The 17,226-nt window shown below is 67.3% G+C and carries 15 protein-coding genes; 8 read left to right on the top strand and 7 right to left on the bottom strand.

All coding sequences use genetic code 11. The features are described 5' to 3' along the window. Positions 1–208 precede the first annotated feature (208 nt). Positions 209–1,087 carry a phenylalanine 4-monooxygenase gene (phhA, locus tag C8J42_RS01450; protein ID WP_133018665.1) on the bottom strand — a complete coding sequence of 293 codons (879 nt, stop codon included), beginning with the start codon at positions 1,085–1,087 and terminating at the stop codon, positions 209–211. Positions 1,088–1,109: 22 nt separating this feature from the next. Here phhA and C8J42_RS01445 point away from each other — a divergent pair, with 22 nt between their 5' ends. After that, positions 1,110–1,775: a TIGR02117 family protein gene (locus C8J42_RS01445; protein ID WP_133018664.1), complete on the top strand. Its 666-nt coding sequence runs from the start codon at positions 1,110–1,112 to the stop codon at positions 1,773–1,775. A 119-nt stretch (positions 1,776–1,894) separates the two neighbouring features. Further along, the gene (locus tag C8J42_RS01440) at positions 1,895–2,452 is read left to right on the top strand and encodes an alpha/beta fold hydrolase (protein WP_243643998.1); all 558 of its coding nucleotides are present in this window, start codon (positions 1,895–1,897) and stop codon (positions 2,450–2,452) included. Positions 2,453–2,574: 122 nt separating this feature from the next. Here C8J42_RS01440 and C8J42_RS01435 read toward each other — a convergent pair whose 3' ends face one another. Together C8J42_RS01435 and C8J42_RS01430 are read right to left on the bottom strand one after the other, a co-directional pair. Continuing rightward, positions 2,575–2,853, bottom strand: coding sequence for a hypothetical protein (locus C8J42_RS01435; protein ID WP_056060708.1), 279 nt, complete (start codon positions 2,851–2,853; stop codon positions 2,575–2,577). Continuing rightward, entirely contained in the window at positions 2,854–3,870 is a 1,017-nt protein-coding gene (locus C8J42_RS01430) for a glycerophosphodiester phosphodiesterase (protein ID WP_133019185.1), read from the bottom strand. Positions 3,871–4,011: 141 nt separating this feature from the next. On the opposite strand from C8J42_RS01430, the gene C8J42_RS01425 reads away from it, so the two are divergent. The 6 genes from C8J42_RS01425 to C8J42_RS01400 all read left to right on the top strand — a co-directional run bounded on the left by C8J42_RS01425 (position 4,012) and on the right by C8J42_RS01400 (position 11,886). Further along, positions 4,012–4,575: a 2Fe-2S iron-sulfur cluster-binding protein gene (locus C8J42_RS01425; protein WP_082441359.1), complete on the top strand. Its 564-nt coding sequence runs from the start codon at positions 4,012–4,014 to the stop codon at positions 4,573–4,575. Continuing rightward, positions 4,572–5,552 (top strand): xanthine dehydrogenase family protein subunit M, encoded by a 981-nt coding sequence (locus tag C8J42_RS01420; protein WP_133018662.1) that lies wholly within the window; start codon positions 4,572–4,574, stop codon positions 5,550–5,552. Before C8J42_RS01425 ends, C8J42_RS01420 begins: the two co-directional genes overlap by 4 nt. Positions 5,553–5,554: 2 nt before the next feature. Further along, positions 5,555–7,786: a xanthine dehydrogenase family protein molybdopterin-binding subunit gene (locus tag C8J42_RS01415; protein WP_133018661.1), complete on the top strand. Its 2,232-nt coding sequence runs from the start codon at positions 5,555–5,557 to the stop codon at positions 7,784–7,786. A 222-nt stretch (positions 7,787–8,008) separates the two neighbouring features. Beyond that, positions 8,009–10,213 (top strand): xanthine dehydrogenase family protein molybdopterin-binding subunit, encoded by a 2,205-nt coding sequence (locus tag C8J42_RS01410; protein WP_133018660.1) that lies wholly within the window; start codon positions 8,009–8,011, stop codon positions 10,211–10,213. Between the two features lie 145 nt (positions 10,214–10,358). Beyond that, positions 10,359–11,282: an XdhC family protein gene (locus tag C8J42_RS01405; RefSeq protein WP_093396751.1), complete on the top strand. Its 924-nt coding sequence runs from the start codon at positions 10,359–10,361 to the stop codon at positions 11,280–11,282. Next, on the top strand, positions 11,269–11,886 hold the full coding sequence (locus tag C8J42_RS01400; protein WP_093396750.1) for a nucleotidyltransferase family protein: 618 nt from the start codon (positions 11,269–11,271) through the stop codon (positions 11,884–11,886). The genes C8J42_RS01405 and C8J42_RS01400 overlap by 14 nt, the downstream gene beginning before the upstream one ends. Here C8J42_RS01400 and C8J42_RS01395 read toward each other — a convergent pair. From C8J42_RS01395 to C8J42_RS01380, 4 genes are all read right to left on the bottom strand, one after another. Continuing rightward, complete coding sequence (locus C8J42_RS01395) at positions 11,861–13,069, bottom strand: ABC transporter permease (RefSeq protein WP_133018659.1); 1,209 nt, start codon at positions 13,067–13,069, stop codon at positions 11,861–11,863. The two genes, C8J42_RS01400 and C8J42_RS01395, sit on opposite strands and share 26 nt — an antisense overlap. 172 nt (positions 13,070–13,241) lie before the next feature. Beyond that, on the bottom strand, positions 13,242–13,958 hold the full coding sequence (locus C8J42_RS01390) for an ABC transporter ATP-binding protein (RefSeq protein ID WP_133019184.1): 717 nt from the start codon (positions 13,956–13,958) through the stop codon (positions 13,242–13,244). Between the two features lie 10 nt (positions 13,959–13,968). Next, positions 13,969–15,351: an efflux RND transporter periplasmic adaptor subunit gene (locus C8J42_RS01385; protein WP_133018658.1), complete on the bottom strand. Its 1,383-nt coding sequence runs from the start codon at positions 15,349–15,351 to the stop codon at positions 13,969–13,971. After that, on the bottom strand, positions 15,351–16,823 hold the full coding sequence (locus C8J42_RS01380; protein WP_133018657.1) for an efflux transporter outer membrane subunit: 1,473 nt from the start codon (positions 16,821–16,823) through the stop codon (positions 15,351–15,353). The genes C8J42_RS01385 and C8J42_RS01380 overlap by 1 nt, the downstream gene beginning before the upstream one ends. Positions 16,824–17,226 lie beyond the last annotated feature (403 nt).

Genomic DNA, 17,226 nt, shown 5'->3' with positions numbered 1-17,226 from the left:
CTGCCCCAGCAGGTTGTTCCCCCGCGAAGGCGGGGGTCCAGTCTGGGCCCCCGCCTTCGCGGGGGAACAAGAGGGTGCCGCCCTCACCTCACTTCTGGCTCCACCCCGGCGGAGGCCGGGGCCCAATTGGGCGAACCTTCGAGATGAATCGCTCCGCCATCCCAATTGGGCCCCGGCCTTCGCCGGGGTGGTGGCTTCTAGAGGATGCTTAAGCGGTCTCAACGGACGCCTTCGCGTTCGCGTAGTCCTGCGTACCCTCGGTCAGCACCACATCCCCCGGCTCGATCCGCGCGACGGGAATATCCGGAAGCGCCTTCAGTTCCTCGTACAACGGCGCGAAGTCTGTCTCTACCGTCAGCCGCAGCAACTCCTCGAAGCTCGGGATGACGAAGTAGTTCTGCTGGAAATCGTCGATCCGGTATTCGGTCCGCATGACCCGGGCGAGATCGAGCGCGATGCGGTTGGGGCTTGGGTCGTCCAAGGCAAACCGCGTTTCCGCATAGCTGGAGACGATCCCCGAGCCGTAGATGCGCAGGCCTTCGGGTTCGGCGATCAGGCCGAACTCGACCGTGTACCAGTAGAGCCGGCCTAGATACTTCAGCGCGTCGAGCCCCAGCGCGCGCTGGCCGCCGCGGCCGTAGGCGGCGAGATAGTCCGCGAAGACCGGGTCGGCGAGCATCGGGACGTGGCCGAACACGTCGTGGAAGACGTCGGGTTCCTGAAGGTAGTCGAGCTGGTCGGGGCGGCGGATGAAGTTGCCCGCGACGAAGCGGCGGTTCGCCATGTGGTCGAAGAACACATCGTCGGGGACGAGGCCGGGCACCGCGACGACCGACCAGCCGGTGAGCTTGGTCAGGCGCTCGGACAGTTCCTCGAAATCGGGGATGCCGGGCTTCGACAGCTTCAGCACGTCGAGCCCGCGCAGCCAGGCGTTCGAGGCGCGGCCGGGGAGCAGCTTCGACTGGCGCGCGAACAGCGTGTCCCAGGTCGCGTGATCCTCCGCGGTGTAATCCGCCCAGTTCTGCGGGATCGTCCAGTCGGGCGCGCCTTCGGGCGGTGTGCTCAGCACATGTGTGTCATTGGCCATGCGGCTGGTCTAGCATGACGGAATGAAGACGGAAACGCGTTGGGTTACATGGATTTTACGGGCGATCGCGGCGGTGTTTGGGGTGATTGCGAGCTATACGGTGGCGGGGCTGGTCGGCGGGTCGATCCCGAGCAATAGCGACTGGCGGGCGCCGGCCGAGGGGGTTCATATCTTCGTCGAGAGCAACGGCGTGCATACCGGGATCATCGTGCCGAAGTTGGCCGCCGGGGTGGACTGGCGCGGGGTGGCGCGGGCGGAGGATCTGCGCGATCCGCGGTATGGGGCGTTCGATCATGTGGCGTTCGGGTGGGGGGAGAAGACGTTTTATCTGGAGACGCCGACCTGGGCTGACGTGAAGCTGCGGACCGTGGTCGGCGCGGCGTTCGGCAGTACGCGAACGTTGATGCATGTCGATCATATGCCGAGGCCGCGGGCGGGGGATGGGGCTCGGGAGATCGTGGTGACGCCCGCGCAGTATCGGCGGTTGGCGGTGTATATCCGGGCTAGCTTTCGCGACGGGGGTGCGCGGTATCCGGGGTATGCAGGGTATGATGCGTTTTATGATGCCAACGGGCGCTATAGCGCGGTGCGGACGTGTAACAGCTGGACGGGTGATGCGCTTCGGTTTGCGGGGGTGAAGGTTGGAGCTTGGACGCCGTTTCCGGTTACTGTGATGGGGTGGTTTTGAAGCCGCCGTCAAAAGCGCTTTGGGCGGCAGAGTTGCCGCGCGCGGCGTGGACGGTTGTAACATGGTGGCGCCATCGTCCGGCGCTGGCTGCGGTGCCTCCCGGTGACGGGAGCGCGGTGATGGTGCTTCCCGGGCTGTTCAACACCGACCGCTCGAACTTCGTGATGCGGGGCTATTTGAAACGGCTCGGCTACCGCGCGACCGGCTGGGGATTGGGGCGCAATCTCGGCGTCCGGACGGTCGGCGTGGAGGCCGAGCATTTGATAGCGCGGATCGAGGCGTTGGCAGCGCAAGCCGGGCCGGTCACGCTCGTCGGTGTGAGCCTTGGAGGGATCATGGCGCGGCTGGTCGCGCACCGGCGTCCCGATCTGGTTCGGGCCGTGATCACGGTCAGCTCGCCTTTTGCGGGCTCTGCCAAGGCGACCAACGTCTGGCGAGCGTTTGAATGGGTGACGGGCGAGCGGCTCGATGATCCGGCGGTAATCGCCCGCAGTGCAGCGATTGCCGCGCCGCTGCCGATACGGTCGACCGCGATCTGGAGCAGGTCGGACGGGTTGGTCAACGGTTTCATATGCCACGACGCGGCGGGGCGTGCCGTGGAGGTTCGGAGCGGGCATCTCGGCGTGCAGCTGAAACCGGCGATGCTGATCGCGGTGGCGAAGGCTTTGGCGGACTAGGCCACCTCCCCAGCAGAGGCAGGGGTCCAGTTGGGGAACGTTGCTGACAGGGGGCAGCGCGACGTTACTTCGGTTCGCCCAACTGGGCCCCGGCCTTCGCCCGGGTGGTGCTTGGGGCGCGCTCAGTTCCCCGCGCGATAGCCCTGGTACTGCCCGCATTCCGAACGCTGCGGATCGCGCTTGCAGCGCTTCGCGAGTTCCTTGCGCTGTTTGCCTTCTTCGGCTTCCTGCTTGCGCATCTTCTTGCCGTAGTTGCGGTCCGACTCTTCTTGGCTGGTGGTGGTCCAGTCGACCGCCTTGCCGGCGACCTGGAAGGGTGCCTTCACGATCGAGGTTGCGGTGCTGATGCAGCCACTTACGAGGAACGGCAGCACCGCGAGTACGGGAAGAACCTTACGCATTTACTTTACTCCTGCACGCGCGGTTCCCTGGGCTCGGTCGCGCGCTTGGGCTCCGTATAGCGGAAAGTCGGTGAAGAAACCGTCGATACCTTGTGCAAGGCCGGCGTCGATCTCCGCGGCGATGTCGCCGTGCGCGGCGGGGTCGGTGCCGCGGCGGAAGCGGGTCGGTTCGAAATAGTTTTCGGCGCGGTAGGTCCAGGGGTGGACGCGCAGCCCCGCGGCGTGCGCGTCGGCGACCAGCGTGGTGGGGGTCGCGTCGGTCCAGAGCATGCTCTTGTTCGGGCCGATGCCGTAGGCGTAGGCGGCGACCGCCTTCAAACCCTCGGGCGTGATCATCGCCTTGTAGCTCGGCTGGGCGCCGTCGGCGGGACCGCCCTCCCCGTCCATGAGCTGGATCAGGCGGACCTTCGTCATCTTGTGGAGGCGCTGGAGGTTGGCGACCTCGAACGACTGGATGAAGACCGGCGCTTTGGCCGAATCCCAGCCGGCCTCGCGCAGTTCGGCGACCAGCTTCGCGTCGGTCGGGTGGCCGATCTCGGCGAAATAGGTCGGATGCTTGGTCTCGGGATAGATGCCGATCGTCCGGCCCGTCTCGGCCGTACGGCGTTTGGCGAGCGCGATGATCTCGGCGAGCGTCGGGATCTGGAACTGGCCGTCATACGCCGTGTTCGCGGGGCGGAGCTTTGGCAGGCGCTCCTTCGCGCGCAGCGTCTTCAGTTCGGCGAGCGTGAAGTCCTCGACGAACCAGCCGGTCATCGTCTGGCCGTCGATCGTCTTGGTGGTTTTCCGGCTGGCGAACTCGGGGTGATCGGCGACGTTGGTCGTCTCGGCGATATTGTTCTCGTGGCGCGCGACGAGGACGTCGTCCTTGGTCGGCACCAGATCGGGCTCGATGAAATCCGCGCCCTGGTCGATCGCGAGCGAATAGGCCGCTAGCGTATGCTCGGGCCGGAGCCCGCTCGCGCCACGGTGGGCGATCACGATAAGGGGCGATAATCGGGGAGAAGCTGGCGTCATCGCCGCAGCTTGCCCGCTTGCCGCGACGAGCGCCAGCGCGCCGATGTGTGAGAGCTTGTCGCAATAGGAAACGATCGGTCGCATCGGCGTTGAGTCCTCGAAATCCGTACATTCCCGGCACATTCAACCAGGGGCACCGCCATGCATTTCACGATCAATGGTCAATCATATGACGCCGAGCCCGATATTCGTACGTCGGTGCTCGACCTGTGCCGCGAGCATCTCGGGCTGACGGGCTCGAAGAAGGGCTGCGACCATGGCCAGTGCGGCGCGTGCACGGTGCTGATCAACGGGCGTCGGGTCAATTCCTGCCTGACGCTCGCGGTGATGCACCAGGACGACGAGATCACGACGATCGAGGGCATCGGCCAGCCGGGTAACCTCCATGCGCTGCAGGACGCGTTCGTGCGGCATGACGGGTATCAGTGCGGCTACTGCACGCCCGGGCAGATCTGTTCGGCGGTAGGCATGCTCGACGAGGTCAAGAAGGGCTGGGCCAGCCATGCGTCGGGCGACCTGACCGATCCGAAGTTCGACGATGCCGAGATTTCCGAGCGGATGAGCGGCAATCTGTGCCGGTGCGCCGCGTATCCGAACATCGTCGATGCGATCCGCGAAGTCGGTGGCGCCGAGCCTGCGGGCCGGACCGCGGACGAGAAGGACGCCGCGATGGAAGCCAATGCGCGCGGGGAGCTGGTGGCATGAAGACCTTCACCTATGAGAAGGCCGCGACGCCCGAGGCCGCGGTCAAGGATATCGATACCGTTGGTGCGAAGTTCATCGCGGGCGGCACCAACCTGCTCGACCTGATGAAGTTGCAGGTCGAGACGCCGGACAAGCTGGTCGACATCTCGCGGCTCGATCTCGCGAAGATCGAGGAGCGTGAGGATGGCGGGCTGACGATCGGTGCGCTGGTGCCGAACAGCGATCTCGCCGCAGACCGTCGCGTCGTCGCCAAATACGAGGTACTGAGCCGCGCATTGCTCGCCGGCGCATCGGGGCAGCTGCGCAACAAGGCGTCGACCGGGGGCAATCTGCTCCAGCGCACGCGGTGCTATTATTTCTACGACACCGCAGCAGCGTGCAACAAGCGCGAGCCGGGCAGCGGCTGTTCGGCGATCGGCGGGTTCAACCGCATCCTCGCCGTGCTGGGGACGAGCGAGCATTGCATCGCGACGCACCCAAGCGACATGGCGGTGGCGATGCGTGCGCTCGACGCGACGATCGTGACGCTGAAGGCGGATGGCGATCGTCGGCGGATCTCGATCCACGACTTCTATCGCCTGCCGGGCGATACGCCGCATATCGAGAACGCGCTCGAAGCGGGTGAACTCATCACACACATCGAGCTGCCGGCACCGGTCAAGGGCAAGCAGGAATACCGCAAGGTCCGCGATCGTGCGTCCTATGCCTTCGCGCTCGTCTCGGTGGCGGCGATCGTCGACGTGCAGGACGGCGTGATCGCGTCGGCCTCGCTCGCGTTCGGTGGCCTTGGGCCGATGCCGTGGCGCAACCCGGCGGTCGAGGCGGCACTGGTCGGCAAGGCGCCGTCCGATGCCGTGTTCGAGGCTGCGGCGACCGCGCTGCTGGCCGATGCCAAGGGCTATGGCTCGAACGACTTCAAGATTCCCCTCGCCCGTCGCACGCTGATCGCGACGCTGCGCAACGTCACGGGAGCATAAGCATGTTTGGTCTTGGCACTACGAATAGCCTGACGATGGACAAGCCGCATCCGGACAGTCTTCTGGATACGGGCGTCCAGGGCGTCATCGGCAAGCCGCTCAACCGGATCGACGGGCCGCTGAAGGTCACCGGAACGGCAACCTATGCCGCGGAATACCAGTTCGCGAACATGGCGTATGGCGTGCTGGTCGGCACGAAGATCTCGGCGGGCAAGGTCGTCTCGATCGACGTCGATGCGGTGAAGGCGATCCCCGGTGTGATCGACGTTGTTACCGACTTCGACCAGTTCATCCGCGTCTCGGCGCAGGGCGGCGCGACCGATGCACCGACGCAGGGCGTGAAGGACATCGCGTTCTTCGGCCAGATCGTCGCGATCGTGCTCGCCGAGAGCTTCGAGGTCGCGCGCGATGCCGCCGCTCGCCTGCCGATCGAATATGACGAGGCCGAGGGTCAGTACGACTTCGCCGCGCACCGCGACGAAACGCGGACGCCGCCGGACGACGCGACGCCCGCGCATTTCAAGCAGGGCGACGTCGACAAGGCGATGGCCGAGGCGGCGGTGACGATCGATTCGACCTATGTCACGCCGAGCCAGAATTCGGCGGCGATGGAGCCGCATGCTTCGACCGCGGTGTGGGAAGAGGACGGGTCGCTGTCGCTGTACGGCGCGTACCAGATGCCGACCTCGGATGCGCAGCAGCTGGCGAAGTCGCTGGGGCTGTCGGAGAAGAAGGTACGGATCATCGCGCGCTATATCGGCGGCGGGTTCGGGTCGAAGCTCGGCATCGCGCCCGAGAGCGTCGCGGCAGCGATCGCGGCGAAGCAGCTTGGCCGTCCGGTCAAGGCGGTGATGTCGCGGCCGCAGGTGTTCGAGGCGACCGTGCGGCGGTCGAATACCGAGCAGCGCGTGCGGCTGGCGGCGGATACGGACGGCAAGCTGTCGGCGATCGGTCATGAGACGCTGACGTCGAACCAGTCGACCGAGGATTATTTCGAGCCGGCGGGGATCGGCACGCACATGCTGTATGGCGGCGAGAACCGGCTGATCACGCATGAGGTGGTCGATCTGAACTTCGTGCTGTCGGGCTCGATGCGCGCGCCGGGCGAGGCCGTCGGGATGCTCGCGCTGGAAGGCGCGATGGACGAGCTTGCCGAGAAGCTCGAGATGGATCCGATCGAGCTGCGCAAGCGCAACGATCCGAAGATCGATCCCGAGAAGGACGTGCCCTATTCGTCGCGCAATCTGACGCGTGCGCTCGACGAGGGTGCGAAGAAGTTCGGTTGGGACAAGCGGCAGAAGGCCGGCACGCGCCGCGAGGGCGAGTGGCTGATCGGCATGGGCGTCGCCTCGGCGGTGCGCGGCAACATGATGATGGAATCGTCCGCCAAGGTCGAGATCCACCCGGACGGCTCGGCGACGGTGTCGTCGGCGATGACCGATATCGGCACCGGAAGCTACACGATCCTGGCGCAGATCGCGTCGGAGATTCTCGGCATTCCGGTCGAGAACATCACGATGTCGCTGGGCGATACCAACGATCCTCCGGCGGCGGGTTCGGGCGGTTCGTGGGGTGCGGCGTCTTCGGGGACCGCGGTGTATCTCGCGTGCGAAATGTTGCGCGGGAAGCTGGCCAAGGCGGCTGGCGTCGACGAGGACGGTTTGACGCTGAAGGACGGCAAGGCGATCGGCGACAATCGCTCGACGCCGATCGGCGAGCTGGTCGGCAAGGGTCTCGAGGCTACCGGGCATATCAAGCCGGGCAAGCAGGAGAAGGAGACGACGCAGGCCGGGTTCGGTGCGCACTTTGCCGAGGTCGCGGTCAATGTGGTTACCGGCGAGACGCGGGTGCGGCGGATGCTCGGGTCGTTCGCGGCGGGGCGTGTGCTCAACGCGAAGACCGCGCGGTCGCAGTGCCTGGGCGGGATGACCTTCGGGATCGGCGCGGCGCTGACCGAGGACCTGATCCACGACACGCGGACCGGCAAGCTGGTGAACCACGATCTGGCGGAATATCACGTGCCGGCCAATGCGGATATTCCGCAGATGGACGTCCACTTCGTCGACGAGCGCGACATCCATGCGAACCCGATCCACGCGAAGGGGATCGGCGAGCTGGGGATTTCGGGCGCGGGTGCTGCGGTGTCGAACGCGGTGTTTAATGCGACGGGGATTCGGGTGCGCGAGTTCCCGATTACGCTGGACAAGTTGCTGGATCAGTTGCCGGCTGTTTGAGGGGGAAGCTGAGTAAAGCTCGCCTCCTGTAACAATTACCCCCCCCCCCCGGCGGAGGCCGGGGCCCAATTGGGAAGGCTTTGATAACGGAAGATTGTCCTCCGTTACTTTCGTTCCCCAATTGGGCCCCGGCCTTCGCCGGGGGGGTATTGGGGGATGCGTGGCGCCTCGTCAAACGCCCCCGCCCTCCCCATATCCTTCCCTCCACCCGAGGACCGCAGAATGAACGAACACGTGATGGATGCGGCGTTTCGGCCGGGTGGTCTCGACCGCGCGAAGCAGGGCGTTCTCGGGCTCGGGCTCGACCGGATCGAGGGGCCGGCTAAGGTCACCGGCGTTGCGGACTATGCGTATGAGGGCACGCCCGACGGCATCGCCTACGCCGCGATCGTCGGCACGCCGGTTGGTAGCGGGCGCATCCTCGGCATCGACGTGAGCGCCGCCGAAGCTCTCCCCGGTGTCATCGCCGTGATTCACAACGACGCGCGCATGCCGGCCGGCGAGTCGAACTCCCGGGCGATGCCGCTGTTCGATACCGACGTCATTCTCCACCTGGGACAGCCGGTCGCGATCGTCGTCGCAGAGGACCAGGCCATCGCGCGCGACGCCGCGGCGCTGGTCGTGGTCCACACCCAGGCGGGCGAGGACCGGTTCGACGTCGAGGCGCAGCCAGTCGACACCGCGCCGAAAATCGGCTTCCTGCCGCCGATCGACAATGGCGATCTCGACGCGGTGATGGCGGATGCGGCGGTGACGTTCGACCGGACCTACACGACGCCCGTGCACTTCCCCGCCGCGCTGGAGCCGCACGCGACCACCGCGTGGTGGGAGGGCGGCAAGCTCACCGTGCGCACCAGCAACCAGGTGATCGGCGGCGCGCGCAAGACGATCGCCAAGGCGCTGAAGATCGATGTGGACAAGGTGCGTGTGCTGGCGCCGTACGTCGGCGGCGGGTTCGGCGGCAAGACCGGCGTCGGCGCGGAGGCGATCCTCGCGGCGATCGCGGCGGAGGTCGTCGGCCGGCCGGTGAAGGTCGCGCTGCCCCGTCGCCAGACTGCGTATATGGTGCATCACCGCTCGCACACGACGCAGCGTATCCGGATCGCGGCCGACGCGAACGGCGTGATCCTGGGCATGGGGCATGAGAGCGTCGTCGCGCAGAACGACGATGGCGAGTTTCTCGAACCGGTGCCGTTCGGGACGCTGCCGCTGTACCGGGGCGACGCGCGGCGGTTCAAGACCGACTTGGTGCGCGTCGACCTGCCTGCGAGCGGTGCGGTCCGTGCGCCGGGCGAGGCGGTCGGGACGTTCGGGGTCGAGTGCGCGATGGACGAACTGGCCGAGCAGCTCGGGATCGACCCGATCGAACTGCGGCGGCGCAACGAGCCCGAGACCGATCCGGTGAGCGGCAAGCCGTTCTCCACGCGGCGGATGCTCGATTGTTATACGCAAGGCGCCGAGCGGTTCGGCTGGCCTGCCAAGGTGCCGGCGCCGGGCTCCGTCCGCAAGGGCGAATGGCTGGTCGGGATCGGCATGGCGGCGAGCCTGCGCGGAAACTTCACCGTCGAGGCGCAGGCGCGCGTGCGACTGGAGGCGGATGGCCGCGCGACGGTCGAATGCGACATGACGGATATCGGTACGGGGACGTACACCATCCTGGCGCAGACCGCGGGCGAGATGCTTGGGCTCCCGGTCGCCGAGGTGAATGTGCGGCTCGGCGATACCGACTTCCCGCCGAGTGCTGGGTCGGGCGGGTCGTTCGGCGCTGGCAGCGCGTGTTCGGCGGTGGTGCTGGCGTGCGAGGATATCCTCGGCGAACTGGCGTTGCGGATGAACGCTGCGCCCGAGGATCTGAGCCTGCACGATGGCTGCATTAGCGCTGGTGGTCGGTCGGTGAAGCTCGCCGATCTGGTCCGCGGCGAACCGATCGTGGCGATGGGCAAGACCGGGCCGGGTGCCGAAAGCAAGCGCACCAGCCAGGCGAGTCACGGCGCGCACTTCGTCGAAGTCGCGGTGAACGCGGTGACGGGCGAGACGCGCGTGCGGCGGATGCTCGGCGTGTTTGACGTCGGGCGGGTGCTAAATCGCAAGACCGCGACGAGCCAGATCACCGGCGGGATGGCGTGGGGGATCGCCTATGCCCTCAGCGAAGAGGGCATCGTCGATACGCGGACGGGGGCGTTCGTGAACCCCGATTTCGGCGAATATCACGTCGCGGTGAATGCCGATATTCCGCAGCTTGAGGTGCATTTCATCGAGGAGATCGACGATTCCGCGAATCCGGTTGGGGCGAAGGGCGTTGGGGAGCTTGGGATCTCCGGCGCGGGGGCTGCGGTGGCGAATGCCATCTACAACGCGACGGGGGTGAGGGTTCGGGACTTTCCGGTGACGCTCGACAAGCTGCTCGAGGGTTTGCCGGCGGTCTGATCCTCCCCGGCACGGGGAGGGGGACCGTGCCCCTCGGCGTGGTGGAGGGGGGCGACCCCAAGCGTAACGTCTGCGGCTGGCCCCCTCCACCAGCTGCGCTGGTCCCCCTCCCCGCGTGCGGGGAGGATTAGAAAGAGAACGAGACATGGCCGAAAACGATAGCGTGCTCGCTGCTGCGAAAACCTGGAAGGGCGAGAAGATGGCGATCGCCACGGTCGTCTCGACTTGGGGATCCGCGCCGCGACCCAAGGGAAGCCATATGCTCGTCCATGCGGATGGGCGGTTCGAGGGATCGGTGTCGGGCGGGTGCGTCGAGAGCGACATCCTGGCCACCGCCGCAGAGGTGATCGCCGGGGCGCCGTTCCAGGTGCGCAACTACGGCGTGGCGGATGCGGCGGCGTGGGAAGTCGGGCTGCCGTGCGGCGGCGAGATCGCAGTGATGGTGCAGCCGGTGTCCGCCGAAGGGTTCGATCCCGAGCTGTTCGACCGGATCGCCGATGCGCGCGACCAGGGCGATGCGCTGACCGTGACCACCGACCTTGCGACCGGGCACAGCGATGCGCGGCCGCTGGAGACGGGCGAGGTGTTCGTCAACCGCTACGATCCGCCACGCCGGCTGCTGATCGTCGGCGCGGTGCAGATCGCGCAGGCCTTGGCCGGGCTCGCGCGCGAACTCGGGATCGAGACGATCGTGATCGACCCCCGCGCGCGCTTCCTGACCGAGGAGCGGTTTCCGGGCGTGACGCTCGACGATCGCTGGCCCGACGAGGCGATCGCCGCGCTCCGCCCCGGCCCTTCGACCGCGGTCGTGACGCTGAGCCACGACATCAAGATCGACGACCCTGCGCTGATCGCGGCGCTCGCGTCCGATGCCGCCTATGTCGGTGCGCTTGGCAGCCGCAAGAGCCATGCGGCGCGGCGCGAGCGGCTTGCTTCGGAGGGCGTTACGGCGGAGAACATCGACCGGATCGATGCGCCAGTCGGGCTCGATATCGGCGCGATCGGACCATCGGAAATCGCGCTGTCGGTCGCGGCGGCGATGATAGGAGCGTTCAATGATCGCCGCTGAAAACGTCTTCCTCATCCTCCTCGCGGCCGGGCGCTCGGAGCGGTTCGGCATTCCCAACAAGCTCGAGGTGCCGTTCCTCAACAAACCACTCGGGATGCATGTCGTCACCGCATTCGAGAACATTCCGTTCAAGCGCCGGCTGGTGGTCACCGACGGCTGCAAGCTCGACTTCATCAGCCACCATTTCGAGGTGGTGCATAACGACGATCCGTCGTCCGGCATGTCGCAATCCGTGAAGCTCGGCGTGCAGTGCGCGAAGGACGAGGGCGCGGAGGCGGTGCTGATCGCGCTCGCCGACATGCCGCGCGTGACTGCGGCGCATATCTACCGGATGCTCGATGCCGCCGACAGCGCGGATGCGGTGGTCGCGTCGAGCGATGGCGAGAAGCCGAGCCCCCCTGCCCTGTTCGGGCGCGAGCGGTTCGACTTCCTGCTGACGCTGGACGGCGATGCGGGCGCTCGTGACCTGGTGAAGGCGGGGCGGCATGTCGTGACTGCGCCCGCCGAGCTGATCGACATCGATACGCCCGAGGATCTCGACCGGCTGCAAGCGCTGGTCCGCGATCCCAAGGCCGCGATCACTCGTGCCTTAACGCGTCGATAGGGTTCATCGCCGCGGCGCGCCGTGCCGGGAAATAGCCGAAGACGACGCCGATCACCGCGGAGATCGCGAACGCGAAGATGTTGATCTCGGGCACGAACAGCCACTGAACCTTGATCAGCGGCGCGATGATCGCGATCGCCGCCTGTGCGACGATCAGCCCGGTGACGCCGCCGAGGCACGATAGCGCGATCGCCTCGACGAGGAACTGCAACAGCACCTCGCGCGCGACCGCGCCGATCGCGAGACGGATGCCGATCTCGCGCGTGCGCTCGGTCACCGACACCAGCATGATGTTCATGATGCCGATCCCGCCGACCACCAGGCTGATCCCGGCGACCGCGGCGACGATGCCGGTGAGCAGCGTCGTGGTGCCGGTCAGCGTGTCCGAAATCTGCTTGGTGTCGAAGATGTTGAAGTCGTCGGGCTTGTCGCCGGTGATGGTACGGCGTTCGCGGAGCAGGTCGGTGATCCCGGCCTGCACCGTGCTGGTGGAGAAGCGCTCGTCGACGCCGACCAGCATCAGGCGGATATCGCGGTTGCCCGTGAAGCGCCGCTGGACCGCCTTGATCGGCATGACCACGGTGTCGTCCTGATCGCCGCCGAACCCGGCCTGGCCGCGCGTGGTCAGCACGCCGATCACGTCGCAGCTGATCGGTCCGATACGGAAACGGTGGCCGACCGGATCGCCGCCGGGGAACAGGTTTTTAGAGACGGTATTGCCGATGATGCAGACCGCGGCACCGGCGCTTTCCTCGACCGGCGTCCAGCGGCGGCCCGAGGCGAGCGGCCATGGCTGGACCTGGAAGATGGCGTCGGTGGTGCCGTTGATCGTGGTCGACCAGTTGGCGCCTTCGTAGATCGCGGTGGCGGTGGCGCTGGCTTGCGGCGCGACCGCGGTGACGCCGGCGATCTGGTTGGCGATCGCGGCGACGTCCTCGGGCTTGAAGTCGGGCGGGCGCGGGCCGCCGCCGCCGCGACCGAAGCCCTGGCCGGGGCGGACCTGGAGGATGTTGGTGCCGAGCGCGGAGATCGACTGCTGCACGGCGGCGGTGGTGGCCTTGCCGAGCGTGACCATCGTCACGACCGCGCCGACACCGATGACGATGCCGAGGATGGTGAGGAACGACCGCAGGAGGTGGCGGCGGATCGAGCGGAGCGCGAGGACGAGGGTTGTGCCGAACATTACTTTTCTGCCCCCCCGCCCGCTTGCGGGAGGGGGTTGGGGGGTGGGCTCGCGCTACTGATGGTTGCTGCCGTCGCGATGCGCGCTGGAGCTACGGCTGGCGTTGCGTTCGAGGTGAGCGCGTGCCCACCCCCGGCCCCTCCCGCTTGCGGGAGGGGGGAAGAAAGGGCGCTCACGAGTCCACCTTTTCACCTTGGCGGTGCTGGCTTTCGATGCGTTCCACGAGGCCGTCCTTGAAGTGGACCACCGTCCTGGCGAAGGCGGCCATGTCGGGTTCGTGCGTGACCATCAATACCGTGATGTTCTTTTCCGCGTTCAGCCGCGTGAGGAGTTGCATGATCTCGACGGAGCGTTCGCTGTCGAGGTTGCCGGTGGGTTCGTCGGCGAGCAGCACGTCGGGACTCGTGACCAGCGCGCGGGCGATGGCGACGCGCTGTTGCTGGCCGCCGGACAGTTCCGCCGGGGTGTGATCCCACCAGTCCGCGAGTCCGACCGTGTCGAGGCTCGCCATCGCTGCGTCCCGGCGCGCGCGCTTTTCGTCGCCGCGGTAGAGCAAGGGGAGTTCGACATTCTCCAGCGCAGATGTGCGCGAGAGGAGATTGAAGCCCTGGAACACGAAGCCGAGATATTTTCGCCGCAGCAGCGCGCGCTGGTCCCGGTCGAGCGTTTCGACGTGGTGGCCGCGGAACAGGAAGGTGCCGTCGCTCGGCACGTCGAGACAGCCGAGGATGTTCATCGTCGTCGATTTGCCCGAGCCCGACGGCCCCATCACCGCGACGAAATCGCCCGCCGCGATGTCGAGGTCGACGCCCTTGAGCGCCTGGAACATCGTCGCGCCCTGCCCGTACGTCTTGGTGACGCCGCGCAAGGAGATGAGCGGCTCGGCGATGAGCGGCGCGTTACTGGCCACCGCCCCCACCCTTGCTGGCGCTCCCTGCGCGACGTGCACCGCCGCTGCGCTTGGCGTCGTCGCCGCCGCGCGCCAACTGGCCGGTGATGACCTGCGCACCGGGCTGAAGATTGCCCGACAGCACTTCGGTCATCGTGCCGTTGGTGTCGCCGGTGGTGATCTGCACCGGCTGCGGCGTGCCGTCCGCGCCCTTGACGTAGATCGTCTGCTGCGCGCCGCGAGCGACCGTCGCGGTGCGCTCCGCACCACCGCCACGACGCGGACGGAAGGTCAGCGAGCCGGCGATGCCACCGCCTGCATCGCCGGACGCCGCGGTCGGCTTGAAACGCAGTGCGGCGTTGGGAACGAGCAGGACGTTGCGCTTGTCCGAGGTCACGATGTCCGCGGTCGCGGTCATGCCGGGGCGCAGCGTCAGCGACTGATTACCCACCGTCAGGTCGGCCGCGTACGAGACGACCTGCCCGGTGGTCGAGGTCGCGGTGGTCGAGGTCGACGAGGTGGCCGAGCTGACGGTCAGGTTCGAGCCGAGATCGACCCGGCTGATCGTCGCCGGAAAGGTCTGGCCGGGGAACGCATCCACGGTGAAGCTGGCCTTCTGGCCGATCTTGACCTCGCCGACGTCGGCCTCGTCGATCGCGACCTCGAGCTTCATCTTGGTGAGGTCTTCGGCGATCACGAACAGCGTCGGGGTGTTGAACGACGAGGCGACGGTCTGACCCGGATCGATCTGGCGCGCGAGCACCACCCCCGTCACCGGCGAGCGGATGATCGCGCGGGCACGCTGAGTCTGGTTCTGCGCGAGGAGCGCGCGGCTGGCGACGACGTTGGCTTCGGCGACCTTCTGCGCCGCGACCGCACGCGCGTAATCGGCGCGGCCGGTCTGGAGCTCGGTCTTCGACGGCACGCGACCACCCGAGAGGCGCGAGACCTCTTCGAGGCGGTTCAGCTGCGCGCGCGATTCGGCGACGGTGGCCTGTGCCTGCGCGACCTGCGCCTGGTTTGCCGCGAGCTGCGCGCTGGTCTGGCGGATCTGGTCGTCGAGCTGTTCGGGATCGATCAGCGCGAGCGGCTGGCCCGCCGTGACGCGGTCGTTGACGTCGACGACGACCTTGGTGACGAGGCCCGACAGCTGCGAGCCGACCGTGACCTGCGTGGTCGGGGCGAGCTTGCCGGTTGCCGAGACGCTGACAGTCAGGTTGCCGCGCTGCGCGGCCTGCGTCGAATATTGCGTCTGTTCCTTCGCGCCGAAGCATTTGGCGAGCAGCAGGCACAGCAGGACCACGCCGACCGCGATCACGACCCACTTTACGTAGCGTTTCCAGGGGGCCTGCGGCTTTACGCCGAGGAAGTCGTCGATCGATGCGTCGGCCATCAGCGTGCCTCTGGATTGGATATGGGCGCTTGCAGGATCACGGTGGAGTCCCAGCCGCCGCCGAGCGCGGCATAGAGTGCGATCAACGCGGTCGCGGCGTCGGCGCGCGCCTGCGTGGCGCCGTTGCGCGCGGACAGGAGCGCGGTTTCCTGCTGGTTGAGCGTCGTGAAATCTGTGAGGCCGGTGCGGTATTGGCTGCGGCTGAGGATCGCGGAATTGTTCGACGCGTCGAGCGCGATCGCGAACTGCCGCTCGCGTTCCTGCGCGGCCTGCAAGGCGACGACGGCGTTCTCGACATCCTCCAGCGCGGTGAGGATTGTGGATTTATAGAGCGCCAGCGCACCGTCGGCGGCGGCTTCGCTGGTGCGGACCTGGCTGCGCAGACGCCCGCCGTTGAAGATCGCTTGGGTCAGGCCGGCGAACAGGCTGCCGGTGATCGCGTCGCCGATGTTGCCGATTGAGGTCGCGTTGGTGTTCAGGTTGCCGGTGATCGCGAGCGCGGGATAAAGCTGCGCCTTGGCGACGCCGATCCGCGCGGTAGCGGCAGCGAGCGCGCGTTCGGCGGAGCGGATGTCGGGTCGCTGGCGCAGCGTGTCGCCGGGGATGCCGACGCCGACCGCGGCGGGGCCGGTCGGGATTGCCTTTGCGGGCGCCATCAGTGGACGGAGCGCGCCGGGTGCCTGGCCGGTCAGCACGCCGATCCGGGCGACGGCGGCGGCATATTGCTGATCGAGGCTGGGGATGGTCGCGGCGGTCTGCGCGCGCTGGGCGCGGGCCTGTTCGGCGTCGACGCTGGAGACGAGCCCCGCCCGGACGCGGAAGCCGGCGATTTCGAGATTGTCGTCCTGGATCGCGAGCGACGCGCGGGCGTTGGCGAGTTGCTGCTGATACAGGCGAGCGAGCACGTAGTTGCGCGCGACCTCGCTTTCGACGGAAATGAGCACGGTGGCATAGTCGTAGCCCGACGCGGCGTAGTCAGCGCGGCTCGCCTCGACGGTGCGGCGGATCTCGCCGAAGACGCCGACCTGATAGCTGGCGCTGGCGCCGACCGTGAAGCTGTTGGCGCCGCCGCCGCCGGTATCGATGACGGTGCCGTCGGGCAGCGTGAACGACCGGCCGCCGCCGCGGACGTTCTCGTTGCGCTGGTAGCCGGCCGAGCCGTTGACCGTCGGGAGCAGCGACGCGCGGTTCTGGAGCAGGCTTTCGCGGGCCTGGCGGAGGCGGGCGACGGACTGTGCGAGGTCGAGGTTGGCGGCGGCGGCCTGCTCGACGAGCTGGCCAAGGACGGGGTCGTCGAACCTCTGCCACCAGCGGGTGAGGTCTTCGGGGCTGGTGACGGGGGTGACCGAGTAGGCGTCGGGGACGCCCAGCTCTGCCGCGGCCTTGGGGTGGTAGTCCGGGCCGACGGTGCAGCCGGCTAGCAGGACGGCCGCGGAGACGGGTGCGATGAGGAGGGCGCGGACGCGGGACATGGGCGGCAGGCATGACCAAGCGGCTGGGGCTAGTCCAGCGGTTTTGTGTCGCGAGGTGTCGCAGGTGGGGTGGATTGGAGGGGGGCTCAACGAGCGCCGGCACCGCGGACTTGCCTGGCAGCCAACCAGAAGGGACGTTGATGCGCTGTTTAACGTGGACCACTCCCCGCTGCCTTGTTCTCCCGCGAAGGCGGGAGTCCAGTCTGGGTCCCCGCCTTCGCGGGGAAACAAGGTTTGCAGGCCTGAAAGGGAGTGAGATGCGCATCCTTTAGCACCTCCCCGGCGAAGGCCGGGGCCCAGTTGGAACGTCTGAGGTGATATCGCGCAACATGCTTCATTGCCGTCCCCCAACTGGGCCCCGGCCTTCGCCGGGGTGGTGGGATGGGGTAGGAAATCAGGGTCC

Source organism: Sphingomonas sp. PP-CE-1A-559, assembly GCF_004340965.1.
Taxonomy (GTDB): Bacteria; Pseudomonadota; Alphaproteobacteria; order Sphingomonadales; family Sphingomonadaceae; genus Sphingomonas.
The sequence above is the reverse complement of the archived record's forward strand: the minus strand, read 5'-3'. Positions and strand labels throughout refer to the sequence as shown.